The organism is Rhabdothermus arcticus, from assembly GCF_055382915.1.
This window is the reverse complement of record NZ_AP043808.1, coordinates 705,259-732,226: the sequence shown is the minus strand read 5'-3', so window position 1 is coordinate 732,226 and position 26,968 is coordinate 705,259. Positions and strand designations below refer to the sequence as shown.

Sequence of the window (26,968 nt, the reverse complement as noted above, 5' to 3'; positions counted from 1 at the left end):
TAGGCCTATTCTGAAAGCGTGGCGCCTAACCCGCCCGTCCGCGCTGCCCTCGCGGCCTACCTGCGCCGGTTGGGGGCGCGGCCCGTGGACCTCGGTGCGATCTCGCGGGGCGTGGCCATCGCCGGGCAGCAGGCCGGGCCCCTGGGTGGCCCGGCGCTCGTCGCCTACAAGGTGCGCACGGTGCTCGATCGCGCCGCGGCCGAGGGGGTGCCGCCGGTCTTCTGGATCGCCAGCCAGGACCACGACACCGCCGAGGTGGAGACGCTCTTTCTGCTCGACTTCGCGGAGGTGCCGCGGCGGGTGAACCTGGGGCTGCCGCGGGGCCGGCCGGTGGGGCGCCTGCCCTGGGCGCCCTACCTCGACCGGATCGCGGAGGTCCTGGCCTCGGCCACGTTCCCCCGGCCGACGCGCGAGGCGCTGCTCGAGGCCACCCTGGGGGCCGAGACCTACGCCGAGGCCTTTGCCCGGGTCCTCCTCTTCTTCTTCGGCGCGCGCGGTCTTTTGCCCTTCGATCCGATGGCTCCGGAGCTCGCCCCCTGTTTTCTTCCCCTGATCGAGGCCGAGCTCGAGGCCCCGCTGGCCTCGACCGAGGCGCTCCGTGCCGGCCAGAGGGCAGCGCGGGCGTGGGGGGAGAAGGCCCCTTTGGGCAGCCACCCCGAGGCCACCCAGCTCTTTATCGAGGAGGAGGACGGCGTGCGGCGCCGGCTCTTTTATCGCGGGGGGCGGTTTTCCACCGAGACGCGCGCCTACACCCGGCGGGCGCTCTTGGAGGTCGCCACGCTGGATCCGGCGCGGCTCACCCCGGCGGCCGGGCTGCGGCCGGTCTTTCAGGAGGCGCTCCTCCCCGCCCGGGCGTTCGTCGCCGGGCCCGGCGAACTCGACTACCTCGCCGAGCTGGGCCCGGTCTACGCCCGCCACGGCCTCACCCCGCCGCGCCTCGTGCCCCGGCTGCGCGCGCTCCTCGTGGAGCCCCCGGTCGCGCGCATCCTCGCCCGCTGGGCGCTTGCCGCCTGGGCCTACGTCGAGGCCCCCGATCGAGCCCTCGCCGAGCGGCTCCGGGCCGTGCTGGCCCGCGCTCTGGAGGCCGGCGCGGCGATCCAGCGGATCAGGGACGAGGCCGAGCGGGCGATGGCCGCGGTCGCCGCGCTCGATCCCACCCTGGTCCGCAGCGTTCAGGCGGCGCAAACGCAGGTCGAGGCGCGGCTGCTTCGCCTCCTCGACAAGCTGGCCCGGGCCCGCCTAAGGCGCGACGCCACCCTCGCCCGGCAGGCCGAGCGGCTCCGGCGGCACCTCCTCCCCGAGGGGCAGGTCCAGGAGCGGGTCCTGCCCTTCGCCAACGCCTACCTGAAGTTCGGCGACGACGCTTTGAAGGCGCTTTTCTCCGCGCCCGCGGAGGGTAAGGTGGAGATCAGGTTATGAGGCTTCCCCTTCCGGTCTTCGACGTCCACGCCCATCTGCCCTATGCCGGCGGTGACCTCTGGGGCCCCTGGGGACAGCGCTTCGCCGCCCGCTTCGGGGCGGAGCGGCTGCGGCGCATGGAGGCCAGGAACGCCGCGCTGCAACGCGACTGGTGGCGGGGCTACGGGTTTCCCGAGCCGGACGCCGACCAGCCCAGCCCTAAGGAGGCGGCCCGGCGCTACGCGGCCCTCGCCGAGGCGCTGGGGCTTTTGGGGATCAACTTCGTCACCGGTGGGGGAAACGCCCGTCTCGCCGAGGCCATCGGCCCGCACCCGCGGCTTTATGGCTTTGCCCACCACGACCCCTTCGATCCCAAGGCGCCGGAGATGCTCGCCGACGCGGTGACGCGGCTGGGCCTCGTCGGCTACAAGGTCTTCGCGCCGGCCCACGACCGTCGGCTCGACGATCCTGCCCTCGATCCCCTCTGGGCCACCGCGGAGCGGCTGGGGATCCCGGTGCTGGTGCACTTCGGCCCCCTGGGAGGCGCGGGGGGCGTGGCCGCGGGGCCGAACCTCAGCCCGCTGGTGCTCCACGACGTGGCCAAGGGTTTTCCCGACCTGGCCTTCATCGTGCCCCACTTCGGCTGCGGCTACGTGCGCGAGCTGATGCACTTGATGTGGGCGGCGGAGAACGTCTTCGTGGACACCTCGGGGAACAACGAGTGGCGTCGCTACCAGTGGCCGGTACCCACCATCAAGGCGCTCTTCAAGGCCTTCCTGGAGGCCTTCGGGGCGGAGCGGGTGCTCTTTGGCAGCGATAGCTCCCACTTTCCCCGGGGCTGGGTCCGGGCGTACTTCGACGAGCAGTTCCGCGCCCTTTGGGAGCTCGGGGTCAAGGAGACGGACCTCGAGCGCATCTTTTTCCACAACGCCCTAAGGCTGCTGCGGATTTCGCTAGACTGAAAAGCCGCATGGACGACCTCTTGGCGACGCTGAACGAGGAGCAACGGGCCGCGGCCAAGCACCACACCGGCCCGGCGCTAGTTATCGCCGGCGCCGGATCGGGAAAGACCCGCACCGTGGTGCACCGGGTGGCCTACCTGATGGCCCACTACGGCGTGCATCCCGCCGAGATCCTGGCGGTGACCTTCACCAACAAGGCCGCAAACGAGATGAAGACCCGCCTGGAGGCGCTGGTCGGACCGCGGGCCCGGGAGCTTTGGGTTTCGACCTTCCACGCCGCGGCGCTGCGCATTCTTCGCGCGTACGGCGAGGCGATCGGCCTCCCCCGGGGCTTTAGCGTCTACGACGACGACGACCAGCTCGGCCTGATCAAGGAGGTGCTCAAGAACCAGGGGGTCGAGGCCCGTCCGGTCGCGGTGCGTTCGGCGATCGACCGGGTCAAGTCGCGGCTCGCCGGGGAAGGGCTGGAGGGGGCGTTTTCGGCGCTCCCGGAGTGGACCGCGGGGCTAAAAAAGGAGGTCCTCTTCGAGGTCTACCAGGTCTACGAGGCGGCCAAGGCCCAGCTCGGAGCGGTGGACTTTTCGGACCTTTTGCTCAAGACCCTCGAGCTCTTTTCCACCCACCCCGAGCTCCTCAAGAAGGTGCAGCAGCGGGCCCGCTTCATCCACGTCGACGAGTACCAGGACACGAATCCCGCCCAGTACCGCCTGACCCGCATGCTCGCCGGCGAGGAGGCGAACCTGATGGTGGTCGGGGATCCCGACCAGTCGATCTATGCCTTCCGCGCCGCCGACCTGAGGAACATCCTGCGCTTTACCGAGGACTATCCCGAGGCCAAGGTCTACCGGCTGGAGACCAACTACCGCTCGACCGGGCGCATCCTGCGGCTGGCCAACGCGGTGATCGCGAAAAATCAGGGGCGTTTGGAGAAGACCCTGCGCCCGGCCAAGGGCGAGGGGCCGCCGGTCCGGCTCTTCGCCGCGTTCGACCACCGCGAGGAGGCGGCCTTCGTCGCCCGCGAGGCCAAGAAGTACCCCCCGGGCTCGGTCGCGGTGCTCTACCGCACCAACGCCCAGTCCCGCGTCCTGGAAGAGGCCTTCCGGCGCGAGGGGGTGCCGGCGCGGGTGATCGGTGGGGTGGCCTTCTTCGCCCGGCGCGAGGTCAAGGACCTCCTGGCCTACGCCCGCGCGGCCACCCACCCGGAGGACGCGTTGGCGCTGCGCCGGGTGCTAAACGTGCCGGCGCGGGGCATCGGTACCAAGAGCGTCGAGCGCCTCCTGGCGCTTGCCGAGCGTGAGGGGCTCTCCTTCTACGCCGCCCTGCGTCGGGCGAAGACGGTGCTGCCCGAGCGCCAGGCCCGCGCCGTCGAGGGGTTCTTGGAGCTGCTCGACCGGCTCGCCGAGCTCGCCGCGCTGCTGCCGCCGAAGGCCTTCCTCGCCGAGGTCATCGCCGCGACCGGCTACCGCGAGATGCTTCGCGCCGAGCCCGGGGGTGAAGAGCGGCTGGAGAACGTCGAGGAGCTCTTGCGCGCCGCCGGCGAGTGGCAGGAGGCCAACCAAGGCGGGATCGAGGCCTTCCTTGACGACGTCGCCCTGACCGCGCGGGCGGAGGAGCCGGGCGGTCCCGAGGGCGAGGCGGTCAGCCTGATGACCCTGCACAACGCCAAGGGGCTGGAGTTTCCGGTGGTCTTCCTGGTGGGGCTGGAAGAGGGCCTCCTGCCCCATCGCTCGGCGACCCAGGCTTTCGACCTGGAGGAGGAGCGGCGGCTTTTCTACGTCGGCGTCACCCGGGCCATGGAGATCCTCTACCTGACCTACGCCGAGGAGCGGGAGACCTGGGGGCGGCGCGAGCGCAGCGAAAAAAGCCGCTTTCTGGACGAGGTCCCCGAGGAGGTCATCGAGCGGGTGGGGGCGTTCTCCACTGCCGTGACGGCTTCGGCGACGCCGCCCGCCAGGGCCGAGGCCAGCGCGGGCGAACGCTACAAGGGCGGGGAGCGGGTCCGGCACCCCCGCTTCGGCGAGGGGATGGTGGTCGCCGCCAAAGGGGAGGGCGCGCGGGCCGAGGTGACCGTGCACTTCGAGTCGGTGGGCCTAAAAAAGCTCCTCGTGAAGTACGCTGGGCTCGAGCGGATAGGGTAAAACAAGGCGATGCGACGCGCGGCGCTCCTCTTCGTGGTTCTGGCCGGGCTGAGCCTGGCCAGCGGTCTTGACTTCGCGTTTGGCGTGCGGCGGCCGGCGACCGAGGCCTTTACCTCCTTCGTCGGCGGTAGCGTCGAGCTGCCGGGCATGGACCTGCGGGCCGGGCTGCGCTTTGGCGCACCCAGCGGCACCGTGCTCGAGGCCGCCGGCTTGGTCCATTTCCCGGTTCCCCTGCTTACCCCCTACGCCGGCGCGGGGGCGGCGTTGGGGCTGACCGTGGAGGAGGCCGGTGGCTACCGCCTGGCCCTGGGCGAGGCGGCCTACCTGATGGGGGTGGTGGGGCTGGCCCTGCCCGAGCGGGGCTATCGCCCCTACCTCGAGGCCGCCTACTACTTCGGGGTGCCTTCCGACTTCGTGCGCTACAGCATGGGCTTCGTGATGGAGGTGTTCTAGCGTGGTCATCCTGGTGCACGGTGGTGCGGGGCAGCTCAAAGACGAGGACGACGCGCGGGCGATCGCCGGCGTGGAGGCCGCCCGCGATGCCGCCTGGGCGCTGCTCAGCGAGGGCAAAAGCGCGATTGAGGCGGTGATCGCCGCGGTGCGGGTGCTCGAGGACGACCCCTTCTTCAACGCGGGGACCGGCAGCGCCCTGAACCGGGACGGCTTCGTGGAGATGGACGCCGCGGTGATGGACGGCGAGGACCTCTCCTTCGGCGCGGTGGGGGCGGTGCGCGACGTGAAAAACCCCATCCTCCTCGCCGAGGAGGTGCGCCACAGCGAGCACATCTTCCTCGTCGGCGAGGGGGCGAGCCGGTTCGCCCGCGAACGCGGTCTGCCCGCCTATTCCGGGGAGCGGTTGATCACCGAGCGGGCCCTGGCCCGCTGGAAGGAGGTGCGCCGCACCAGGGCGCGCACCTCGGGCACGGTGGGGGCGGTCGCGCTCGACGCTGAGGGACGCCTTGCCGCCGCGACCTCGACCGGGGGCATCGTCGACAAGCGTGTGGGTCGGGTGGGGGACACCCCGCTGGTGGGCGCTGGGACCTACGCCGAGGCCGGCCTGGGGGCGGCCAGCGCGACCGGGGAGGGGGAGTTCTTGGCCCGGGCGCTCGTCGCCTACCGCGCGGTCGCCGGGTTGCGTGAGGTCCCGGTGGAGGCAGCGGCCCGAGCGGCCCTGGAGCGCGCCCGGCGGCTCGGGGGCGAGGGGGGGCTGATCCTGGTCAGCGCGAAGGGGGAGATCGCCCACGTCCACACCTCACCGAAGATGAGCTACGCCTATCGGGGCCCCTTCGGGGACGGGGCAGGGGTGCGTTGAAGGCGGTCGCCTACCTCTTCGAGCACCAGGGCGTGGCGCTGGACGCCATGATCGCCGGACTCGGGCCGCGCGGCGTCCACGTGCAGGCCGCGCGGCCCGGCGAGCAGCTGGCCGGGGCGCTCGCCGGGCTGTTGCCCCTGGGCTTTGCCGCCGCCTGGATCGAGGCCGAGCTCGCGGCCCAGGCCCATGCCCTGGTCGCGCGCCGCGAGCTCGAGGCGGAAGCCTCGGGCCGCGTGGACGCGGTGGTCGCCGGTCCCTCGGGGCTGGTCGGGCACTGGCTCTTGCCCCGGGCGCTGGCGCGTTTGATGCAGCGTGAGGCCCCGCGCGGGGTGCGCGTGCTCTGGGTGGGGGCCGATATCGGCGCGGCGATGGCGCTTCCCGGGGTCGCCCGCATCGACGTCCTGGCCCCCACCCAGCCCGCCGCGGAGGCTGCGCTTTCGCGCCTCCCCGCGGCTTACCGCGGGGAGGCGGTCGCGGCGCCCTACGCCGCGCGGCGGCTCGCCCTGGCCGCGGACTGGGTGGTCCACGCCGACGGCCCGCTGCCCCTCGACCTACTGTTGCCCTATCAGACCGTGGTCTCGCTGCGCGCCGAGGAGGGCGAGCTGTTGCGCCACGTCGAGCGGGCCTTCGGGCGTCGGGCGTTGCTCGCCGAGCGGCTCTCGCTCTTCGCCTGGGAGGCGCTGGGGCTGGACTTGCCCCCGGGGGCGTTTTTGGGAGAATAGGGCATGCGCGCAAGGCTCTATCGCGTTCCCGGGGTGCTGGGCAGGATTGCCCGCCGGCGCCTCGCCGAGGTCGAGGCCGGGGCCCTCGGCCGCTGGCCCTACGCCTTTCCCGAGGTGCCCTCGATGGCCGACGCGCTGCGGGCGCCGGGGCTGAGCGTCATCGCCGAGATCAAGCGTAAAAGCCCCTCGATGGGGAGGATCGCGGCGCTCGACGCCGCGGCGGCGGCCCAGGCCTACGCCCGTGGCGGGGCCCGGGCGATCAGCGTGCTCACCGAGCCTCACGACTTCGGGGGGAGGATGGCGGACCTGCTCGCCGCCCGCGGTCCCGGGCTGCCCCTGCTCTTGAAGGACTTCGTCGTTCACCCCGACCAGCTGGTGGCGGCGCGGGCCTACGGGGCCTCGGCTGCGCTCTTGATCGTTCGCGTGCTGGGGGAGGCGACCGGGGTCTTCCTCGAGCGCGCCAGAAGGCTGGGGCTCGAGGCCCTGGTCGAGGTCCACGATGCCTACGAGCTGGATCTGGCGATGGAGGCCGGTGCGGCGATCATCGGGATCAACAACCGCGATCTGGTCACGCTCAAGGTGGACCTCGAGGTCGCCCCCCGGCTGGCCCGGCGGGCCCGGCGTCTGGGCTACACCGGGGTGCTCGTCGCCGAATCCGGCTACCGCCACCCCGAGGAACTCGCGGCCATCGCGCCCTTCGTCGACGCGGTGCTGGTGGGGACCTCGCTGGCAAGGCAGGGGGATTTGACCCGCGCGCTCTTGACCCTACGGGGCCTGGCCTGAGCATCTGACGTTTTTTCTTTGGTCGTCCCGAAAGCGTATTGACGGGACGGCCGTCCCGCATGTTAGGATCCCCCCTAAAGGACGCGAAGGAGGGTTGTCTTGGCGCAGTTGCTCGTTGATGACGTCACCCTAACGTTCGGAGGTCTCGCCGTGCTCTCGGCGGTGGACCTCGAGGTCGAGAAGGGGGAGCTGGTTTCGGTCATCGGCCCCAACGGCGCGGGGAAGACCAGCCTCCTCAACTGCATCTCCGGGTTCTACCACCCCACCCGGGGGCGGATCCTCTTCGAGGGGCACGACCTCACCCACGCCTCGCCGCACCAGGCCACCCACTACGGGATCGCCCGGGCCTTTCAAAACATCGAGCTCTTTTCCGGCCTGAGCGTGCTGGAAAACCTCCTGCTGGCTCGCCACACCCACCTTCGCTACGGGATCGGGGCGGCGGCGGTCTTCTACGGACCGGCGCTCGACGCCGAGGTCCAGGCTCGCGCCAAGGTCGAGGAGGTGATCGACTTCATGGAGCTCGAGCCCTACCGCAAGGCGCCGGTGGGCAACCTGCCCTACGGGGTGCGCAAGCGCGTCGAGGTGGCGCGGGCGCTGGCCTTGGACCCCAAGCTCCTCCTCCTCGATGAGCCGATGGCGGGGATGACCCTGGAGGAGAAGGAGGACATGGTCCGCTTCATCCTGGACATCCAGGCCGAGCTGGGCCGGACGATCGTTTTGATCGAGCACGATCTGGGGGTGGTGATGGACATCTCCGACCGCGTCTACGTGCTGGACTTCGGTCAGGTGATCGCCTCCGGCAAACCCGAGGAGGTCGCGCGCGACCCGCGGGTGCTCGAGGCCTACGTCGGGGGTGCGGTGTGAGGCGGGTGCTCGCGCCCTCCTACGAGATGAAGCGGCTCACCCTGCCGCAGCTTTTGAAAAAGCGCGCCGAGCTCGAGCCCGATCGCGTCGCCTACCGGGAGAAGGACCTGGGCATCTGGAACGAGACCAGCTACAGGGACTTCTACGATCAGGTCCGCGCCTTCGGCCACGCCCTGGTGGCGTTGGGCTTCGAGCCCGGGGAGAAGCTCGCCATCATCGCCGACAACATCCCCGAATGGGTGATCGCCGAGCTCGCCGCCCAGGGCGCGCTCGGGGTCTCGGTGGGGGTCTACCCCTCCTCGGTGCCCGAGGAGATCGCCTACGTCCTCGACTACACCGACGCCGCGATCGTCCTGGTCGAGGATCAGGAGCAGGCGGACAAGCTGCTTTCGATCCGCGAGCAGATCCCCAAGGTGCGCAAGGTGATCTACGAGGATCCCCGGGGGATGCGCGCCTACCGGGACGACCCCTGGTTCATGAGCTTCGAGGAGGCCATGGAGCTGGGCCGGACGCACCAAAGGGAGGCCCCGGGGGCGTTCGAGGCCCGGCTGGAAAAGGGGCGCCCCGACGACGTGGCCCACTTTTCGCTGACCTCGGGCACCACCGGCCGCCCCAAGGCGGCGATGATCATGCACAAGAACCTGATCCACATGGGCGTGGCCTTGCAGGAGGTCGACCCGGTCGAGCCCACCGACGACTATCTCTCCTTTCTTCCCCTGGCTTGGATTGGCGAGCAGATGATGACCGTGGGCATGGGGCTCACTGGGGGCTTCGCGGTGAACTTTCCCGAAGAGGTGGAGACCGCAATGCAGGACCTCAAGGAGATCGGCCCCCACCTGATGTTCAGCCCCCCGCGCGTCTGGGAGGGGATCCAGAGCCGGATCTGGGTGGAGATGGGCGAGTCGTATCGCTTCAACCGCTGGGTCTACGAGCGGCTCTTAAAGGTCGGCTACCGCGCCGCCGAGTACCGGATGCGCGGTCAGCCGCTGCCGCCCGGCCTGCGTCTGGCGTACGCCTTCGCCCACTTCGTGCTCTTCCGGCCGCTCAAGGACCGGCTCGGCTTCTTGCGCCTGCGCAGGGCCTACACCGGCGGGGCCGCGCTCGGCCCCGACGTCTTTCGCTTCTTCCACGCGATCGGGGTCAACCTCAAGCAGATCTACGGGCAGACCGAGATCACCGGGATCGCCTACGTACACCGCGACGGGGACGTGCGCTACGACACCGTGGGGGTGCCGATCCCGGGCACCGAGGTGCGAATCAGCGAGGAGGGGGAGATCCTCTCCCGCTCGGACGCGGTCTGCGCCGGCTACTACAAGCGCCCCGACGCCACCGCCGAACTGATCGACGCCGAGGGCTGGTTGCACTCGGGGGACGCCGGCTACCTCACCGAGGACGGCCACCTGGTGGTGATCGACCGCCTTTCCGACGTGATGCGCACCGCCGGCGGGGAGCTCTTCAGCCCGCAGTTCATCGAGAACAAGCTGAAGTTCTCCCCCTACATCAAGGAGGCCGTGGTCTTCGGCCATCAAAAGCCCTTCCTGACCGCGTTGATCAACGTCGACCCGGCCACCGTGGGGCGCTGGGCGGAGGAGCGCGGGCTGGCCTACACCACCTACATGGACCTCTCCTTAAAGCCGGAGGTCGCCGAGCTCATCCAGGCAGAGCTTAAGAAGGTCAACGCCGGGCTCAAGCCCCCTTTGCGCCTTCGCCGCTTCGTCCTGCTCTACAAGCTCCTCGACGCCGATGACGAGGAGCTCACCCGGACCGGCAAGGTCCGCCGCAAGTTCGTTCACGAAAAGTACCGCGATCTGGTCGAGGCCCTCTACGGCAGCCAGGATCGGGTTCCGGTCAAGGCCGTCTTTCGCTATCAGGACGGCTCGGTGCAGGAGGTGGAGACGGTGGTTCCGATCTACGACGTCGAGGATTCGCGCGCGCTGGTGGAGGCCCCATGAGCTATTTCCTGCAGCTCATCGTTTCCGGCCTGGTGGTGGGCTCGATCTACGCCCTGGCCGCCCTGGGCTTCGTGCTCATCTACAAGTCCAGCCGGGTCATCAACTTCGCCCACGGGCAGTTCATCGCCATCGGGGCGTTCATCGTCTATGCCCTGGTCGCCTACCTCGGGGTCAACGTCTGGCTCGCGCTGGCCGTGTCCTTGGTGCTGACCGCGCTGCTTGGCTACCTCACGGAAAAGATCTTCCTCAAGCCGCTGGTCGGCCAGCCGATCATCAGCGTGATCATGGTGACCATCGGCCTGGCCTCGTTGCTCGACGGGCTGATCCACCTGACCCCCCTCGGCGGCGGCAACTTCAGCCTGCCGCCCTTCCTCCCCAGCGGCGGGCTGACCTTCCTCGGGGTGTCCGTCAGCTACCCCCAGCTCCTTGCCGTGCTCTTCACCGCGATCTTCCTCGCCGGGTTCGGCTGGTTCTTTCAGCGCTCGACCCTGGGGGCGGCGATGCGCGCGGTCGCCGACGATCAGATGGCGGCGATGAGCCTGGGGGTGAGCGTGGAGTGGATCTTCGCCCTGGCCTGGGCCGCGGCGGGGATCACCGCGGCCGCGGCGGGGTTCATCGTGGGGACGGTCTCCGGGATCAACCTGGACTCTCTGGTGGCGATCGGGCTCAAGGTCTTTCCCGCGGTCATCCTCGGGGGGCTCGACTCGATTCCCGGGGCGGTGGTCGGGGGGATCGTCGTCGGCATCCTGGAGAACCTCGCCGCGGGCTACCTCGACCCCTACGTCCCTGGTGGGGGGACCGCCGAGGTCTTCCCCTTCCTGGTGCTGGTCTTGGTTCTTTGGTTTAAGCCCCACGGGCTCTTCGGCACCGAGGAGATCGAGCGGGTCTAGGAGGCGGCATGCGGAATCCCTGGGCGCAAACCGGAAACTACAAGACGAGCTACCGCCAGGACACCACGATCTTCGCCACCTACCTCGAGGAGCTCTCGCTCATCCTCTTCCTGGGCGTGCTGCTGGTCCTGCCCCTCTGGCTCAGCCGACCCCAGATGCTGGTGGTGGACCTGATCCTGGTCTACAGCCTGGCGGTGTTGGGGTTGAACATCACCACCGGCTACGCTGGGCTGATCAACATCGGTCAGGCGGCGTTCATGGGGGTAGGGGCCTACACCACCGCGCTGCTGGCCCCAGGACTGCCGTTTTGGCTTGCGATTCCCCTGGGCGGGCTGGCCGGGGCGGTCGCTGGGGGGCTCGTCGGCATCCCTTCGTTGCGCATCAAGCACCTCTACCTGGCGATCGCCACCTTGGCCTTCCAGATCATCTTCGAGTGGACCGTGGGCCACGCCCCGTTGCTCAAGCAGGGGGGCGCGATCCCCATGCCGCGGGTGAACTTCTTGGGCTACCAGGTCGGCTACAAGAACCACTACTACTTCTGGTACTACGTCGCCCTGGTCGTTTTGGTGCTCATGGCCTTCGCTTTCCGCAACCTGCTGCGCACCCGCTACGGCCGGGCCCTGGTCGCGGTGCGGGACAACGATCGCGCCGCGGACGCGATGGGGATGCATCCCGGGGTGACCAAGATCTTCACCTTTCTCCTCGGAGGCCTCTACGCCGGCCTCGCCGGGGGCGTCTACGCCTACCTCTCGCGGGCGGTGGTCATCGAGGATTACATGCTTCCGGTCTCGATCATGTTCCTGGCGATGGCCATCGTGGGCGGGCTGGGCTCGTTGGTGGGCAGCTTTCTGGGCCCGCTCTTTTTGGTCTTGCTGGACGTCAACATGGAGGACCTCGCCAACGGCTTAAAGGCCCTGGGGTTGAGCTATGCGGGGGTGGACATCGCCTCCGCCATGCGGCCCCTGGCCTTCGGTCTGGTGATCGTCCTCTTCCTCATCTTCGAGCCCCGGGGGCTCGCCAACTGGTGGCGGCTGGTTCGCAACTACTTCAAGAACTGGCCGTTCCGCTACTAGGCAAAAACGGCCGCTGGCCGGTTTTGCGGTAAGGAGGGTAAGGATGTTGAAGAAAAGCCTACTTGCGCTGATGCTGGTGCTGGGTCTGGGACTGGCCCAGGAGGTGCACGTGATGTGGTCCGGTGCGATCACCGGGCCGACCTCGGACGCCGGGAAGTACTACGCCCAAGGGGTCGAGGACTACTGCAAGTACGCCAACGAGGAAGGACTGACCGGCGGGGTGAAGGTCATCTGCGAGACCCGCGACGACCAGTACAACAACGCCAACACCCAGCGCAACTTCGAGGAGGCGCTCGAGCGCGGCGACCCCGTCTTCCTGGGCTACTCCACCGGGGGCACGTTGCAGCTCAAGCCGCTGATCGAGGAAGTGGGCATGCCCTTCATCCCCGCGTCCTACCACATCGGCAACATCGATCCGCCGAACAACACCTACATCTTCCTGCCGATCGTCTCCTACTCCGAACAGGTGATCGGCCTGCTCGAGTACATCGCCAAGCAAAAGCCGGGCGCCAAGGTGGCCCTGGCGGTCCACCCCTCGCCCTTTGGCCGGGCCCCGGTGGAGGACGCGAAGAAGGCCGCGAAGTCCCTGGGCATCGAGATCGTCGAGGTGCAGGAGATGTCCAAGGGCCTCGACTACACCGCGACCTTGAAGCGCTTCGCCAACAAGGGTGTGGAGTTCATCGTCTACCAGAACGTCGCCGGCCCGGTGGCCAACATGATCAAGGACGCCAAGCGCTTGGGGTTGAAGATGCAGCACCTCGGCGCCCACTACGCGGGTGGGCCCGACCTCCTGCGGCTCGCGGGCGACGCCGCCGAGGGCTTCACCTGGATCACCTCCTACTACATGCCCGACGAGAGCGGGGTGGGTCCGGAGTTGGTGAAGAAGATCGGCGCACGCTACAACCGCCCCGCGGACACGTTGGAGAGCGTGCACTACCCCTCGGGGATGCTGGCCGCGGCGATCGCCATCGAGGCCATTCGCATGGCCCACGAGGCGGGCAAGCCGGTGACCGGCGACGCCGGCCGGAAGGCGGTCTACGAGGCGCTCATCGCCATGCGGTTCGACCCGCGCCTCGCGGTCGGCCCGGTCACCTACACCCGGGAGGACCACGTCGGCGTCGACATGATGCGGGTGCTCAAGGCCAAGGGCGGCAAGTTCGTTCCGGTCACCGAGCCCTTCCAGTCGGCGCTCTTCAGGAAGGTGCACTACGGCAAGTAGCTCATAGGGGCGGCCAAAGGCCGCCCCTAACCAGGAGGAACATGGCCAGAACCCGTCCCCTTCGCCCCGAAGACCTCGGACCGATCCTGCTTGAGGTCAACAACATCGAGGTCGTCTACCACGACGTCATTCAGGTCCTGCGCGGGGTCTCGCTCAAGGTCCCCGAGGGCCGGATCACCGCTTTGCTGGGCCCCAATGGCGCGGGTAAGACCACCACCTTGCGGGCGATCTCCGGCCTCTTGAAGCCGGAGTACGGCAAGGTCACCGACGGACGCATTCGCTTCGATGGCCTGGAGATCGCCAACAAGGACCCGGAGACGATCGTGCGGCTGGGCATCGTGCAGGTGCCCGAGGGCCGGCACGTTTTCAAGCACCTGACGGTGGAGGAGAACCTGCGTGTGGGGCTGATCACCCGGCGGGGGGTGCGGGCGGAGGCGGAGCTCGAGCGCATCTACCACTACTTCCCCCGGCTCAAGGAGCTGAGAAACCGGCTCGCCGGCTACACCTCGGGGGGCGAGCAGCAGATGCTCGCCATCGGGCGCGCGTTGATGGCCAAGCCCCGGCTCCTGCTCCTCGACGAGCCCTCGCTGGGGCTGGCCCCCCTCTTGGTGAAGGAGATCTTCGAGATCGTGCGGCGCATCAACGCCGAGGAGGGGGTGACCGTTCTCGTCGTCGAGCAAAACGCCGCCGTCGCCCTGGGCGCGGCCCACTATGGCTACATCATGGAGCAGGGCCGGATCGTACTGGAAGGTGCTTCCGAAGCCCTGAAGGAGAACCCCGACGTGAAGGAGTTCTACCTCGGCGTGGCCAAGGCCGGGGGGCGGAAGTCGTTCAAGGAGATCAAGGCCTACAAGCGGAGAAAGCGCTTCATGTAGCGGTCCTCGCGAGTTTTTGCTAACCTAGGCGATGGGAGTCGGACCCCTCCGGCTTCCCGCCCATCGGGGCGTAGCGCAGCCCGGAAGCGCGCCTGCTTTGGGGGCAGGATGTCGCAGGTTCAAATCCTGCCGCCCCGACCAGACTGCGGGAGTAGCTCAGTTGGTAGAGCATCGGCCTTCCAAGCCGAGGGTCGCGGGTTCGAGTCCCGTCTCCCGCTCCAATCCGGCGCCCCGTGGGGCGCCTTTATGCGCCCGTAGCTCAGCGGATAGAGCAGCCGCCTTCTAAGCGGTAGGCCGGGGGTTCGAATCCCTCCGGGCGCGCCATCAGGACGGGGTTCGTGCCCCGTCCGCTTTTTCGCTCTGACCCCGTTGACCCCGGTCGGGGTCAGCAAACAGGCCCCCCAGGGCCTTTACCGCCCGCACCAGCTCCCCGGGCTCCACGTGGAGCGCGTAGATGTCGTGCACGTCGCGGATCTGATGGCCCATGATCTGCATTCGCACCTCGTGGGGGATTCCGATCTGGTGCATCAGGTTCGTGGCGGTGTAGCGTAAGTCGTGGAGTTGGATGACCGGAACCCCGGCGGTTTTGGGCCTTGAGGAACTCCCAGCGAATGTTGGTGTGCTGCGGCATGCGTCCGGAACTGGCCGGGATGAGCCAGCCATCTTCCTGCGACTGGGCGTGTGCGCTTCGGCCTTGCAACCCTCCAGCCAGGCCGCCACCGTCCTCCCCGAGCGGCGGATGCGGCCGCGCGAGCGCTCGACCTCGAGCTCGGCGGAGATCCGCCAAGCCTCTTCTGGCGTGCGGGCGTAGCGGGAGACCCGCCGGCCGCCAACCTGGACGCGGACCTCGATGCGCCCGTCTTTCCTCAGCTTGGCGTTCGGGGGGAGGGCGGGGCGGGGCATGGTCCAAATCCTTAAAGGGGCATCTTAGATGTGAGCCCGATCCCGTATAGGATGCTACGAGTAAAAAGCAGCGCACCTTGCAAGGTGCGCTGCTTCAGTTTGTAAAGATTTAGCTGTCTTCAAAAACTTGGTGGTGGCCCCAATCCCATACTGTTGTTGCTGCAGTCTGTTCGGTGCGACGCAAACCTTGATAAAAGGAGCGCATGAGCTCATGATGCGCCTCCTGTTCCCGGCGCATGCTTTCCCTCTGCAGGCGCTCTAGATGCTCCCTTAGTTCGTTTTGACTTAGCTGCTTTGGTCTTACCATCGCCATCACTCTCCCCAAGTTTAACCTTACTTTGCTGACGTGCTGGTGCTACCAGCCACACTCGAGGTGCCGCACTGGCAGTGTTGGGCTTTTCCAAGGAAAAGCCAGAGTGGGCCAGGGCATCTAGCAAATTAAGCTCACCCTCGTTAGGCCCTCGGACCAGCTTGGTTTCTGCAAACAAGGCAACAGCTTCGTGGAGGTCAATCGCGAATGAGTGAGATGGGTACTGGTTTACGAAACGGTGGGCAACATCAGGCCGAGTTCCTAGCCGTATGGCATATTCCATGCCGATTCGATTTGCCCTAGCCAATGCGCCCAAGCGTACGGGCTCAATTTGGTTGAAAGCTGGCGAAAAAAGCCCGACAACCATGTCGGTGGCAATCTTTGAAGCTGTACGTGTGGTAATACTGCCGCCGCTCTTTGTAAGAATTTGTAGGAAAAAACGCTCGAAAGCTATAAATGAGTGTTCAATCAAGTTGTGAATTCCGTGCAGCATGTCCAAGCCCGATTGACGTGTCATGAAATCGTCCTCTTTAGTGATTTGAATGTCTAACGGACCCAATTCCCCTGTAATGGTCATGACAACTTCGCGGCTTCCCAAAGCGACGAGAGTTCCTGCGCTCTTGCAAAGGCCAGGGACGAGTATTGTGTATCCATCCGAATAAGCCTTTTGTAAATACCGCCCAAGTCTGAAAGCCCCATCGGGGTCTCCACCATAAGTGAGCAAGATAAGCAAGGCGCGTGAAGATAGGTTCTTCCCGGAAAGTTCATTAGCCACGTGCTGATAGGTAAATGCATCAAGAGTCCCATTCAGCAAGATGACATCGTTTCCAAGGGCCGAGGCAGTTTCTAAGATTTGCTCGTCTTTTTTGTCCATATGACCTCCTCTCCTCGCGCCCTTTTGGCGCCTGTGTCGCGCGGATACCCGTGCTTCCTAGTCCGTCCAGCTTGCATAGGAACAACGGCAGCCCCAGTGGCGAGGAAGCTTGGGTAACTCATCAAGCTCCTCCCAGGTGACTTCGAGCTTCCCCGAGCGGCATATCGGGCAGTCGTCTATCACGCTTATCCGGACTCCTTTTCCGAGGCGAACTCCCTTTAATTCATCGAGCCTCACCTGATTAGAGGCCTTGAATAGATACGTATGCGCATATAGTAATGCCACCTTCTTGGTGCTCTCTGGTGAAACGCTGTAAGCCAGATACGTGCTAGGTTCTGTAGCTAGCCACTCAAGCAGAGGAGGGCAGGGGAACCCATCAGGGAACAGGAGCTCCAATCTTCGCGCTGTATCATCCACGCCTTGCCCTAGCAACTCGCTTAGAGCGATTAAGGCTGAAACTTTTCGCCTTGTCTTTTCGTCGGTTTCGAGGTCCGAGTAGGGGTAGCTGAGCAGTTTCCAAGCAACTTTCAGGGAGTGTTCAGGGAACGTCTCCCCCCAATTTATTACCAATCCTCGAGGGGAAATTTGTTTGGCCTCGTACTTTCGGATAACCTCTGCTGCATCCTCCAGGTACCCGGCCTCCAACATCTCCAAAGCACGGGCTTCCATTTCCCTTCTTTCCGCTTCTTTTTGCTTCCGGTAATTCTTAACTACTTCCCAGCCCTTTTCAGTGAGGACGTAAAAGTCGCTGGAGGGTAGAATTCGCTCTACTTCGGCTTGGAGGGCATCATGCGGGACGTTGTTTAGAAGCCGCTCTATGAGCTCGTGCTTCCTGCCGCTGACTTTAAGGCCATGCTGTCTAAGAAGCGTCTTGAGTTTGGCGACGGTCAGGTATTCAAGAAAGTCTGCCAAGGCTGGCGGCCTCAGGTATCCCTCTTTGAGGAACCTGTTGAGAAGTGCTCTTGGATCTACCCCGGCAACCTCTTCCCAGTATTTGAGGCTCTTCAGAGAGCGACCAGGAGCACGGTCAAGAAACTCTAGTTCCAAAGAAGACAAGCCGTGGGCAGCGGGCTGAGCCAGCTTAGCTTCCTGGGTACGGGACGTCAGACTTTGGAACAACCGCCGGAGCATGATCTCTCTCCACCAATCATCAAAAGGAGGCCAAGCAGCATGAAAAGCGAGTCTATCTCCTACCTCCTCACCTTCCTCAGATCAAACCCCACGTGCACGACCACGCCCTGGATCTCCACCTCATCCTCCGGTCCCACCACCATCGGCGGCACCTCGGGGTTCCAGGATTTGAGCACCTGGTGGCCCCGGCGCTGCTCGATCTCCTTTAGGTACCCCACCTCCTTGCCCTTGTGCCAGGCGACGACCAGATCTCCGGGCCGGGGTTCCAGCTCCCGGGCCACCACGACGAAGGCCCCGGGCGGGATCGAGTAGGGGAGGTCCTCGCAGTACATGCTGTCGCCGTCGACCTCGAGGGCGTAGAGCCCGTAGCTCCCGTAGCGTTCGGCGACATTGGAGGGGACTTCGATCTCCCCGCGGGGCTCGGTGTCGCTCATGCCCCGACCGGCGGAGACCAAACCCAGCAGGGGCACGCGGGCCATCGAGGTGGGGCGGGCACCCATGCGCTCGAGGTTCGTGCCCGGTAGCTCGATGCCGGTGGCGCGGGTGAACTCCTCGGGAGTCCACTCCAAGGCATGGAGGAGGCGCTTTAGCTCCTCCGGGTCTTTGGCCCACATCTTGCGCACCGTTTCCTCCGGCTTCTCCAAGAGGTACATGTTCACCCAAGAGTGCGACTTTCCAATCCTCTTTCCCAGCGCGGGCTGGCTCAAACCAAGCTCTCTCATACGCCTACGCAGTGCCACACCCGGGGACCTTTCTTCCTTCGTCGCCATCATTATCCCGCGCGACCAATTGTTAACTTAGCACACTGGCGTAAACGAGAATTGTTTATTTAACCTTGACCCTTAGACGAATGCAGAGGAGAGTGAAAAAGTTAAACTTTATGTAGTTGTGCCAAACTCGTCATGATGAGGGGACTGTGTTGGGTTAATGAAGAAACAAAAATGAATTTGGAGCCTGGAAAAAGCTCTTTTGAAAGGACGAAGTTGGCAATGCATCTTGGTCTGCAAAATGAATAATGAATAATGAATAAGGAACTCGATCTCGACGCGTTCGATTACCCGCTGCCCGAGGACCGCATCGCCCAGGAAGGGGCGCGTCCCCGGGACGCGGCGCGGATGCTGGTGGTCCACCGGGACGGCCGGTCCTTCGAGCACCGGCGCGTACGCGACCTTCCCGGCTACCTGAAGGCCGGCGACGTGGTCGTGGTCAACCGCTCGCGGGTGATCCCGGCCCGGCTCTTCGGGCAAAAGCTTACCGGGGCGAGGATCGAGGCCCTCCTGGTGCGCCCGGTCGGTGAGCGGGAGTGGCTTGCGTTGTTGCGCCCGGCCAAAAAGGCCCCTCCGGGAACGCGTCTTCGCTTTGGCGAGGACGCCGCGGAGGTGGTCGCGGTCGAGGCCGAGGGGCTGCGGCGGCTCCGCTTCGAGACCGACCCCTGGCACTTGATGGAACGGCACGGGGTACCACCGCTGCCTCCCTACATTCGCAAGGCGGTTCCTTTTACGCGCTATCAAACGATCTTCGCCGAGGTTCCTGGCTCGGTCGCCGCGCCCACCGCCGGGTTGCACTTCACCCCCCGGCTGATCCGGGCAATCGAGGCGCGGGGCGCTTCGATCTATCCGCTGACCCTGCACGTCGGTCCCGGCACCTTCCGCCCGGTCAAGGGGCCGATCGAGGCCCACGTGATGCACGAGGAGGCGTTCGAGATCCCCGAGGCCACCGCGGCGGCGGTGAACCGGGCGCTCGGCGAGGGGCGGCGGGTGGTCGCGGTGGGGACGACCGTGGTGCGGGCGCTGGAATCGGCCCACGCCGCGGGAGGGGTGCGCCCTGGGCCCGGGGTCACCCGACTCTTCATCCGCCCGCCGTATGCCTTCAAGGTCGTCGGCGCCTTGCTCACCAACTTCCACCTGCCCCGGTCCACCTTGCTGATGCTGGTCGCGGCCTTTGCCGGTTATGAGCGCACCATGGCCGCCTACCACACCGCGCTGGCCGAGGGGTATCGTTTTTACTCGCTCGGGGACGCGATGTTCATCGACTAGGAGCGGGTGCGGTAGAGCCTGCGCTCGGCCTCGATCGCCTGTTGCAGCTCGTGGATCTCCTTGAGCAGGCGCGGATCTCCGCTGGTCTTTAGTTCGGTCTTCAGCCGCTCCAGGCGCAGGAGGTAGTAGCCCTCGCGGAGCCGGGCCATTGCCTTTTCCAGGGTGGGCTGGAACTTGTGCTCGGGAATCTGAGGCGCCAGGATGAGCCGCTCCACCAGGATGTCGGCCTGGCCGCGTTCGGCGAACCGGCGCTGGATCCGCCGGGGGTCGTAGTGTTCTTCGCGGGCGATGCGGGCAAAGGCCGCGAGGAAGGAGTCCTCCGGGGGCCAGGTGTGGTCCTCGACGTAGCGCATCCAGCGTGGCATGACCTCTTGCGGGAGGCTGAGCAGGAGCGCGACCACGTCGAGCTCCAAAAGCCGCACCCGTTCTTGCAGGTTCCGGGTCTCGCTCGCCGCCAGGACCTCTCCGGTCTCGAGGTCCCGCCGGCCCCGCTTGCGGCGGCGGGTCTGGAGGAGGTCTTCGAGGGCTTCCGGCTTCAGCCCCAGGCGTTCGACGATCACCGCTTTTAGGGCCTCGGCGACGGGATCGAAGGGTTCGGCCTCGACGAGACGGGGGAGCAGGGCCTCGAGCACCGCGCGCTTGCCCTCGGGGCGCGTCAGATCGTGGCCGCGGGCGGCCTCCTCGAAGCGGAACGCGACCTCGGACTGCGCCGTCTTAAGGGCCTGCTCGAAGAGCGCTGGGCCGTCGGGCCGGACCAGCAGGTCGCCGGGGTCCAGGCCCTGGGGAAGGGTGAGGGCGAAGACCAGGAAGCTGCGCGCGATCTCCAGGTCCAGGCTGGCGAGGGTGGCCTTGCGCCCGGCTTCGTCGGCGTCAAAGGCCAGGTAGAGGGTCTCGACCCCGTAGCGCTTGAGCAGGAGCCCTTGCTCGGGGGTGAACGCCGAGCCCAGCACCCCGACGGCCTCGGGGTAGCCCATCTTGTGCAGGGCGACGACGTCGAAGAGCCCCTCGACGACGATCGCGCGGCGGGTTTTGCGGATCGCATCCCGGGCCTGGGGCAGCCCGAAGAGCAGCTCGCGCTTTTTGAAGACCTCGGTCTCCGGGGTGTTCAGGTACTTGGGGCCCTGGTCCGCCTTGAGGGTCCGGCCGGAAAACCCGGCCACCCGACCGGTTGGGGTCAGGATGGGAACGATGATCCGGCCGCGGAAGCGGTCGAAGAACCGCCCCTCCTTCTCGCCCAAGACCCCGGCCGCGTGGGCCTTTTCTAAGGGGACGCCCGCGGCGGCGAGGTGACGGGTGAGGTGGTCCCAGCCCTCGGGAGCGTAGCCCAGCTGGAAGCGCTCGATCTCGGCGAGGGAGAGGCCCCGCCCCTTCAAGTAGTCCAGGGCCTCGGGGTGTCGGTCCAGCTGAGCACGGAAGAAGGCCAGCGCCAGCGCGTTGATCTCGTAAAGCCCACGGTCCTTCTTCTCCCGGGGGCGGTGCTCGAGGGGGACCCCGGCCTCGTCCGCGAGCTTCTCCAGGGCTTCGGTGAAGGTTAGCCCCTCGATGCGCTCGACGAAGCTGAACACGTCGCCGCCAGCCTTACAGCCAAAGCAGTAGAAGAGGCCCTTGTGTTCGTCCACGTAAAATGAAGGGGTCTTTTCCTTGTGAAAGGGACAAAGACCCTTCCAACGCCCGCTGCCCGCTGGCTTGAGGTCGACGTAGCGGGCGACGACCTCCTTGAGGGAGAGACGGCTGCGGATCTGCTCCCGCGCGTCCACGGCTCACACGCTCCAGACGCGGCGCATCATGCGTCCTAAGAAGCCGTAGCCTGTCAGGGCGCTGGGTGGGACCTCGGGGGCGGTCTTCCCGGAAGCGGCGAGCAGCCGGTTCCTCCAGAAGGCGAAGAGGGGGTAGGGGGTGTCGAGGCCCTCGAGGAGGTGGGTGATCGGTCGCTGACCTCGGTCCCACCTGACCTGGGCCCGGAGGAGCAGGCCCAGCTGGTGGAAGGCGGTGAACCCCTCCGAATGCCCGCGGTGGGTCAAGAAGTGCGCCGCGGCCTCGGTCTTTCTCGGGTTTTTGTGAAGGAAATAAAGGCCCAACGCGGCGGTGGCGAAGTAGACGCCGTAGGGGTTTCGATGCCGCCGGGAGAGGAAAAGGGCCTTGCGATAGTAAGCCTTTTCCTGCTCTGGCGCACCGGTACAGCAGGTCGCGACCCCAAGCGCGATGAGGGCAAAGATCTCGGTGTGGGGGCTGTCCTTTTCGCTGAGGGCGGCCTGGCCCAGAGCTCGGGCCAGCGCTCGCTTGCCCAAAAACGCCGCGGCTATCGCGGTGTTGGCCTTCAGCCAGGGATGGGCGAGGAGCTCAAGCGCCGCCTGGCCCTCTGCAAGTGCCCGCGGCATCTGGCCGCTTTCCATCAGGTAGCGTAGGCGAATCGCGTGCACCCGCACCCAGGTCTCGGGATCGACCCGCCGCGTGCCCTCGTCGGGGGCCAGGGCGTCGAGACGCTTCCTGGCCTCGTCAAGGTCGCCGAGGTCCAGGGCGAAGGAGCCAAGGAAGGCCTGCGCGACCAGGGACTGGGACGAGGTCTTGGCCAGCGCCTCCATGCGTTCGGCCCAGCGCCGCCCTTCCCGGGGGCGGTTCAGTCGCCAGAGGCTGCCCGCGATCAAGAGCGCGGCCTCGAAGCGGGCCTCTTCGGGCAGGTTGGGGAAGGCCTTCAGGGCCTCGGTGTAGGCTGCTTGAACCTGGGCTTGGGCCTCGAGGGCCTTCGCGAGCGTGAGGTGAAGCACGGGGTCATCGGGCAAGAGCGAGAGAAGCCCAAAGAGCTGTTCGGGCGTGACAAGGGGAAGGACCGTTTTCCAGACGGCGGCGTCGTTCGGGCGCTGGGCCAGATAGCGCAGCAGGGCGTCGACCCCGGCGTCGTGTCGGCCGAGCCGGATGAGCAGCTGCCCCCTGAGGCGGTGTGCCCCCGGCGCCTCGAGCCCCTTGAGGCGCCGGAGGGCCTCTTCCGGATCGGTCTCGGCGAGGGCCCTTGCGGCGTCGTAGTTAAGGGCGTCCATCTGGCCCTGAGCTTCGGCCAGGGGGATGAGCTTTTCCAAAAGGTCCGCTTCCGGGCGCTTGAGGTAGCGCTGTCGCCCCACGCGGAGCGCTGCTCCCGGGAGCCCGGCGTTAAGGTAGTGATCGAAGGCAGCCTCGAGCCGGCCTTGCGTTTCGAGCCACCGGCCGTAGGCCATGTTCAACTGACGCGCCTCCTCCCGCGAAACGAGGGCCTCGATTCCCTTGGCGTAGGCGGTGAAGGCGGGGCGAATGCGCCCGCCCTCGACCCGGACGAGGGCCGTGCGTTGGAGGCGTTTTAAAAGCGCCTTTTCCGAGATTTGCAAAAGGGCGGTCGCGGCCTCGAGCTCGAGCCCCATCGGAAGCAGCGTGGCGAGCTTGATCGCGGCCGCCGTGCGGGGCCCCGCGAGGTCTAAATAGGGCTGAACGGCGCCGGCGTAGCCCGCGGGGCTGGGGTCGTGGGCCAGGTGGCGGATGACCTCCTCGAGCCCATCCCCGGCCGCGTGCAGCGAGCGAAGGGACGGGGGCAGCGTGGATGGAGGAAGGGGGTGAAGGGGACCTTCCCCCTCCAGGCTGCGCTCGACGATCAGGAAAGCCACCGGGAGGTTCGGGGTGTTCGCGGCCCGGCGGAGGAACGCCCGCAGCACGGTCGGGGCGTCGGTGAACTCGGGAAGCACGAGGGTCAGGGGGCCGGTGGTTTTGGCGAGGGCCTCGAGCGCGGAGAGCACCGCGGAAAAAGCCTGCTCCAGGCGGACCGGCACCCGGGTTTTGAGGATGAGGTCGAGGGACAGGGGAGCAAGGGCGCGCTCCAGATCTGGCTTCAATTCGGGAATCTGCTCCAGGGCCTGGCGTAGCCAGAGTCTGAGGCCCTGCTTGGCGTCCAGACGGGGCAGGCGGATCCAGCGCCCGGGCAGGCCCCGCCGTAGGGCTTTGAGGACCCTCATGTGGCCGCTCGCCGGCGGGCCTTTGAGGCGCACCAGCGCGGGAGGCTGCATGAGCGCGCGCGCCAGCGCCTGGACCGCGGGCCGGTTCCAGGTTTCCTCGGCGTGGGCATCGAAGCCTGCGAAGACTCCCAGGGGAATCGTCCCCGCCACGCCTTTGACCTTGATCGGCGGGTGCGCGCTGAGCCGCGCCGCGGGAACGAGCGGCGCGAGCCGGGCGTCGAGGACCAGGGCCCGGGCCTCGATCTGGGCCAGGATGCGCGAGGCGCGGTTGATCGGGTCGCCGAAGAGCTGCTCGCGGCCCTGGACCTCGGCCCGGTGCACCAGGCCAGCGGTCACTGCGGCGCGGGCGGAGAGCCCAAGGCGGGCCTGGTTCAGCCGCTCCAGGGCGGCGAAGCCCCCGCGCACCGTCTGCTCGATCAGGTCGGGCCGGCTGGGGTTCAGGCCGAAGACCGCGAGGAAGCCGTCCCCGGCGATGTTCTGCACCTCGCCGTGAAAGGGCTGGATGGCCTCGGCCACGATCCCCGCGGCCTGCTTGACCACCTTGGAGGCCTCTTCGCGGCCCTTTTCGCTGGTGAAGGCGGTGAAATCCGAGAGGTCGAAAAACGCCACCCCCACCCAGCGGGCCTGCTCCGGTTCGGGCTTCAAGCGGGCGCGGCAATGCCCGCAGAACAAGGCAAAGGGGGGGACGGCTTGGCGGCAGCGGGGGCAGTTCATGGCCGAAATCCCATCAAGACCGGCGCGGTCTCCACCAGGAGGGACCCGCTCAAGGGTTCTTCGGCGTAGAGAACGAAGGGGATGCCCTCGACCGTAAAGCGATAAAACCCCGCTCCGAGCGCTGCCTCCACCTGACCGCCGAGCCGATGGCGGCCGCCCGGCAGGGCCTCGATCACCGGGGCGGTGGCTGGCCAAGAACGCTCCACCACTCCGTGCAGGACGACCTCCAGCATCCCTTGTTGGCCCAGGGGCAGGCCGCGATCGAAGACCGAAAGCGGGCCCAGCGGGGTTTCCAGCTCGAGGAGGGGATGGCCGACCGGGTTCGGCAGCGCGTAGAGCCGGGCGGCGTGGGCCGAGAACGCCTCGAAAAAGGCCTCGGGGCTTTCCTCGAGCGGCATGCCTTATTAGAACACGGGGCCGATTCGAAAGTGCAAGACCCCGCTGGGGTGCCGCGGCGAAAAGCCGTAGTCGAGCCGGATCGCGGGCAGCTGTAGGGCGCCGTAACCAAGGTTGAGCTGGACGCCCAGGCCGTAGCCGGCGTGGAACTCGGGTCGCGTCGTTGGGGTCCAGACCGCGCCGGTGTCGAGGAAGAGGATCCCGATCACGGTGCGGCTCACCGCGCTTGAAAGCTGGAAGTCGTAGCGGTACTCGATGGAGCCGGACAGGAGGCGGGTACCGCTAAACTCCCGCGGGTTGTAGCCGCGAAGCATGGCCAGCTCGGGCTCGGACCCGCCCAGGGTGAAATAGCGGCTGATCGGTGGATCCCCGGGGATGACGCCCCCGGCCACCCGCACGGCGACGACCGAGCGCGGGTCGTTCTCGTCCTGGGCGTAGGTCTTGTAGGTCGCCCAAAGGGGCCAGAACTGGGCCGGCGCCCCTGTGCTGGGAAAGACCACGCCGTAGCCGGCGTGGCCCAGCACCACCTGGCCGCGGGTGGGGAAGTCCGGGTTGTCCGCGTCGTTGTAGCTCAGGGTGGCTGCCAGGATCGCGTTGGCGTAGGGCTTCGGCAGGAGGGTGCGGGCGGTGGCCTCGTCGACGCTGGGGCTGCTCGGCGGGTTCAGGGTTTCCAAGGCAGTGCCCACCCACTCGGCATCGATCCCCGAGGTCAGGCTGAGCACCTCGGAAAGGGGCCGGCCGACGGAGAAGCTCAGTCCGGTGCGGCGCTCGGTGTACTCCCATCCGGTCGGCTGGCCACTTCCATCCTGGAGCGGGAAGTTGCCGTAGGGGATCGAGTAGACGCTGGCGTTGAGGGACGTCGGCACCTGCTTGAAGTCGTAGAGGTCGACGTAGAGCCAGGGGACGTTGTAGTGGGCGGAGAAGGAAAGGTTGTCCCCGGCGTCGTTCTCCACGAAGGAGAGGTTGAGGCCGGCGTCGTGGGCCCGTCCCCAGAGGTTCTTGTCGGAGAGCGTCACCTGCCCGCTCCAGCCCTGGGTGCTGGACCAGGCGATGGCGGGCGCGACGACCACCGTCTTGCCCTCTTTCAAGGAGAGCACCACCCGGACCCGGTCCGGGGCCGCCAGGGTTTCGGTCCGCACCTCGGGCGGGCCTTCCAGGATGCCGAGCCTGAGCACCTCGCTGATGCCCTGCCGTAGCGCGGGGATGGAGAAGAGGGCGCCGGGCTTGGGGAGGTAGCGCAGCACCACGAAGTCCTGGGTGCGGTGCGGCCCCGACCATTCCAGGCGGTAGCCGGCGATCTTCACCTCGTGCAAACGCTGGACGTAGGTGCCCTTGGAAAAGCTGAAGTCGGGCTTGGGGGCGAGGGCGTAGCCGTGTTCCCGGTAGTAGGTGTAGAGCCGTTCGAAGTCCGCCTGGGCCAGCTGGGGGTTGAAGGGGTCCCCGGGCTTGAGCACCAAGAGCGAGCGCAGCGTCTCGACGGGAAAGGCGGTCGCCCCTTCGATGACCACTTGTTTGATCGTTCCGTAGGCCGCGTCACCCAGTGAAAAGCGCACCCGGACCCCGTCGCCCTCGGGTTGAACGTCAAAGGAAACGTCGCGGCCCAGCGCCCGGGAGAGGCGAGCGACGGCCTCGACCAGGCGGTCGTAGTTGAGGGGTTCGCCGACCTGAACCGGGGCCTCGGGGAGGCCGTCGGGGTCCACCGCGACGACCTTCAGCTCCTTGACCACGACCCGGAGCAAGCCGTCCGCGAGCTGACTCTTTTTGAGGTCCACGCCGCTTCCCCGGTAGCCCTTGGCGGCGTAGAGGGCGCCGACCTGCTGGACGCCTTGGGCGTAGAGGGGGAAGCTGAACCGCTTGGCCTCGAGCAAGGGCTTGAAGGCGCGTTCCACCTCACGCAGGGGAACCAAGCTTACCCCCTGCACCTTGAGCCGCTTGATCGGAGGCGACTCCTCGACCTTCAGGACGAGGGTAACCCCGTCGGCCTCGCGCCGGGTCTCGACCTCGATCTTGGGCTCGAAGGGAAAGCCTTGCTCGCGGTAGGCCTTGGCCAGGAGCCGGACGGCCTCGTCGACCTTTTTGGGGTTGTAGATCACCCCCTCGGTCAGGGCCAGGCGGTCGGCGAGGTAGGCCTTGAGCTTCTCCGGAGGAAAGGCCTGGCTTTGGATCTCGATCGCCTTGAGCTTGGGGTTGGGGGTGACGCGGATGATGAGCGTGTCTCCCTTGAGGACCACGCGGGCCTCAGCGAAGTAGCCGGTCTCCAGCACCGCACGGCGCACCTTTTCCAGGTCCAGCGTCGTCGTCTCCTCGCCCAACGAAACCGGGAGGGCGATTTCCACCAGCGTGGCGAGGACCGGGTCCGCGCCCTCGACCTTGATCGCCTTGAGCGGCGCGGCCAGGGCAAGGGTCAGCAGGAGCCATAGGGCGAAAAGGCGTCGCATAGGC

General features: G+C 67.0%; 22 protein-coding genes and 3 tRNA genes. 17 read left to right on the top strand and 8 right to left on the bottom strand.

Annotated elements, in window-relative coordinates:
- Positions 1-18 precede the first annotated feature (18 nt).
- The 16 genes from bshC (at position 19) to ACZ48Y_RS03780 (ending at position 14,512) form a co-directional block, all read left to right on the top strand.
- Entirely contained in the window at positions 19-1,419 is a 1,401-nt protein-coding gene (bshC, locus tag ACZ48Y_RS03855; RefSeq protein ID WP_464742331.1) for a bacillithiol biosynthesis cysteine-adding enzyme BshC, read from the top strand.
- Positions 1,416-2,360, top strand: a complete 945-nt coding sequence (locus tag ACZ48Y_RS03850) for an amidohydrolase family protein (RefSeq protein ID WP_464742329.1) — start codon at positions 1,416-1,418, stop codon at positions 2,358-2,360. The genes bshC and ACZ48Y_RS03850 overlap by 4 nt, the downstream gene beginning before the upstream one ends.
- Before the next feature lie 8 nt (positions 2,361-2,368).
- Complete coding sequence (locus ACZ48Y_RS03845) at positions 2,369-4,498, top strand: ATP-dependent helicase (protein ID WP_464742327.1); 2,130 nt, start codon at positions 2,369-2,371, stop codon at positions 4,496-4,498.
- Positions 4,499-4,507: 9 nt separating this feature from the next.
- On the top strand, positions 4,508-4,951 hold the full coding sequence (locus tag ACZ48Y_RS03840) for a hypothetical protein (protein WP_464742325.1): 444 nt from the start codon (positions 4,508-4,510) through the stop codon (positions 4,949-4,951).
- Between the two features lies 1 nt (position 4,952).
- Positions 4,953-5,810, top strand: coding sequence for an isoaspartyl peptidase/L-asparaginase family protein (locus ACZ48Y_RS03835; protein WP_464742323.1), 858 nt, complete (start codon positions 4,953-4,955; stop codon positions 5,808-5,810).
- Positions 5,807-6,532, top strand: coding sequence for a hypothetical protein (locus ACZ48Y_RS03830; RefSeq protein ID WP_464742321.1), 726 nt, complete (start codon positions 5,807-5,809; stop codon positions 6,530-6,532). Before ACZ48Y_RS03835 ends, ACZ48Y_RS03830 begins: the two co-directional genes overlap by 4 nt.
- A 3-nt stretch (positions 6,533-6,535) precedes the next feature.
- Positions 6,536-7,315 carry an indole-3-glycerol phosphate synthase TrpC gene (gene trpC, locus ACZ48Y_RS03825; RefSeq protein ID WP_464742319.1) on the top strand — a complete coding sequence of 260 codons (780 nt, stop codon included), beginning with the start codon at positions 6,536-6,538 and terminating at the stop codon, positions 7,313-7,315.
- 99 nt (positions 7,316-7,414) lie between these two features.
- On the top strand, positions 7,415-8,179 hold the full coding sequence (locus ACZ48Y_RS03820) for an ABC transporter ATP-binding protein (RefSeq protein ID WP_464742317.1): 765 nt from the start codon (positions 7,415-7,417) through the stop codon (positions 8,177-8,179).
- A 26-nt stretch (positions 8,180-8,205) separates the two neighbouring features.
- Positions 8,206-10,131, top strand: a complete 1,926-nt coding sequence (locus tag ACZ48Y_RS03815; protein ID WP_464742812.1) for an AMP-binding protein — start codon at positions 8,206-8,208, stop codon at positions 10,129-10,131.
- Positions 10,128-11,021 carry a branched-chain amino acid ABC transporter permease gene (locus tag ACZ48Y_RS03810; protein WP_464742315.1) on the top strand — a complete coding sequence of 298 codons (894 nt, stop codon included), beginning with the start codon at positions 10,128-10,130 and terminating at the stop codon, positions 11,019-11,021. Before ACZ48Y_RS03815 ends, ACZ48Y_RS03810 begins: the two co-directional genes overlap by 4 nt.
- Before the next feature lie 8 nt (positions 11,022-11,029).
- Entirely contained in the window at positions 11,030-12,094 is a 1,065-nt protein-coding gene (locus tag ACZ48Y_RS03805; RefSeq protein WP_464742313.1) for a branched-chain amino acid ABC transporter permease, read from the top strand.
- Positions 12,095-12,140: 46 nt separating this feature from the next.
- Entirely contained in the window at positions 12,141-13,313 is a 1,173-nt protein-coding gene (locus ACZ48Y_RS03800; RefSeq protein ID WP_464742810.1) for an ABC transporter substrate-binding protein, read from the top strand.
- 41 nt (positions 13,314-13,354) lie between these two features.
- Positions 13,355-14,188 (top strand): ABC transporter ATP-binding protein, encoded by an 834-nt coding sequence (locus ACZ48Y_RS03795; RefSeq protein ID WP_464742311.1) that lies wholly within the window; start codon positions 13,355-13,357, stop codon positions 14,186-14,188.
- A gap of 64 nt (positions 14,189-14,252) precedes the next feature.
- Positions 14,253-14,329: transfer RNA gene (locus ACZ48Y_RS03790), tRNA-Pro, on the top strand.
- A gap of 4 nt (positions 14,330-14,333) precedes the next feature.
- A tRNA-Gly gene (locus ACZ48Y_RS03785) sits at positions 14,334-14,409 on the top strand.
- 27 nt (positions 14,410-14,436) lie between these two features.
- Positions 14,437-14,512: transfer RNA gene (locus tag ACZ48Y_RS03780), tRNA-Arg, on the top strand.
- On the opposite strand, the gene ACZ48Y_RS03775 is transcribed toward ACZ48Y_RS03780, so the two are convergent.
- The 4 genes from ACZ48Y_RS03775 to ACZ48Y_RS03760 all read right to left on the bottom strand — a co-directional run bounded on the left by ACZ48Y_RS03775 (position 14,513) and on the right by ACZ48Y_RS03760 (position 18,059).
- Complete coding sequence (locus ACZ48Y_RS03775) at positions 14,513-15,091, bottom strand: hypothetical protein (protein WP_464742309.1); 579 nt, start codon at positions 15,089-15,091, stop codon at positions 14,513-14,515.
- A 209-nt stretch (positions 15,092-15,300) separates the two neighbouring features.
- The gene (locus ACZ48Y_RS03770; RefSeq protein ID WP_464742307.1) at positions 15,301-16,275 is read right to left on the bottom strand and encodes a hypothetical protein; all 975 of its coding nucleotides are present in this window, start codon (positions 16,273-16,275) and stop codon (positions 15,301-15,303) included.
- A gap of 57 nt (positions 16,276-16,332) precedes the next feature.
- Positions 16,333-17,322, bottom strand: coding sequence for an SAP domain-containing protein (locus ACZ48Y_RS03765; RefSeq protein WP_464742305.1), 990 nt, complete (start codon positions 17,320-17,322; stop codon positions 16,333-16,335).
- Positions 17,323-17,465: 143 nt separating this feature from the next.
- Entirely contained in the window at positions 17,466-18,059 is a 594-nt protein-coding gene (locus ACZ48Y_RS03760; RefSeq protein WP_464742303.1) for a LexA family protein, read from the bottom strand.
- A gap of 369 nt (positions 18,060-18,428) precedes the next feature.
- On the opposite strand from ACZ48Y_RS03760, the gene queA reads away from it, so the two are divergent.
- Entirely contained in the window at positions 18,429-19,442 is a 1,014-nt protein-coding gene (gene queA / locus ACZ48Y_RS03755; protein WP_464742301.1) for a tRNA preQ1(34) S-adenosylmethionine ribosyltransferase-isomerase QueA, read from the top strand.
- Here the strand turns inward: queA and dnaG are convergent.
- From dnaG to ACZ48Y_RS03735, 4 genes are all read right to left on the bottom strand, one after another.
- A complete protein-coding gene (dnaG, locus tag ACZ48Y_RS03750; RefSeq protein ID WP_464742299.1) occupies positions 19,439-21,199 on the bottom strand; it encodes a DNA primase in 1,761 nt (586 codons plus the stop codon). The genes queA and dnaG overlap by 4 nt on opposite strands.
- A 3-nt stretch (positions 21,200-21,202) precedes the next feature.
- Positions 21,203-24,061 carry an adenylate/guanylate cyclase domain-containing protein gene (locus tag ACZ48Y_RS03745; RefSeq protein WP_464742297.1) on the bottom strand — a complete coding sequence of 953 codons (2,859 nt, stop codon included), beginning with the start codon at positions 24,059-24,061 and terminating at the stop codon, positions 21,203-21,205.
- 65 nt (positions 24,062-24,126) lie between these two features.
- The gene (locus ACZ48Y_RS03740; RefSeq protein ID WP_464742295.1) at positions 24,127-24,528 is read right to left on the bottom strand and encodes a hypothetical protein; all 402 of its coding nucleotides are present in this window, start codon (positions 24,526-24,528) and stop codon (positions 24,127-24,129) included.
- Between the two features lie 6 nt (positions 24,529-24,534).
- Entirely contained in the window at positions 24,535-26,964 is a 2,430-nt protein-coding gene (locus ACZ48Y_RS03735) for a BamA/OMP85 family outer membrane protein (RefSeq protein ID WP_464742293.1), read from the bottom strand.
- Positions 26,965-26,968: the final 4 nt, after the last annotated feature.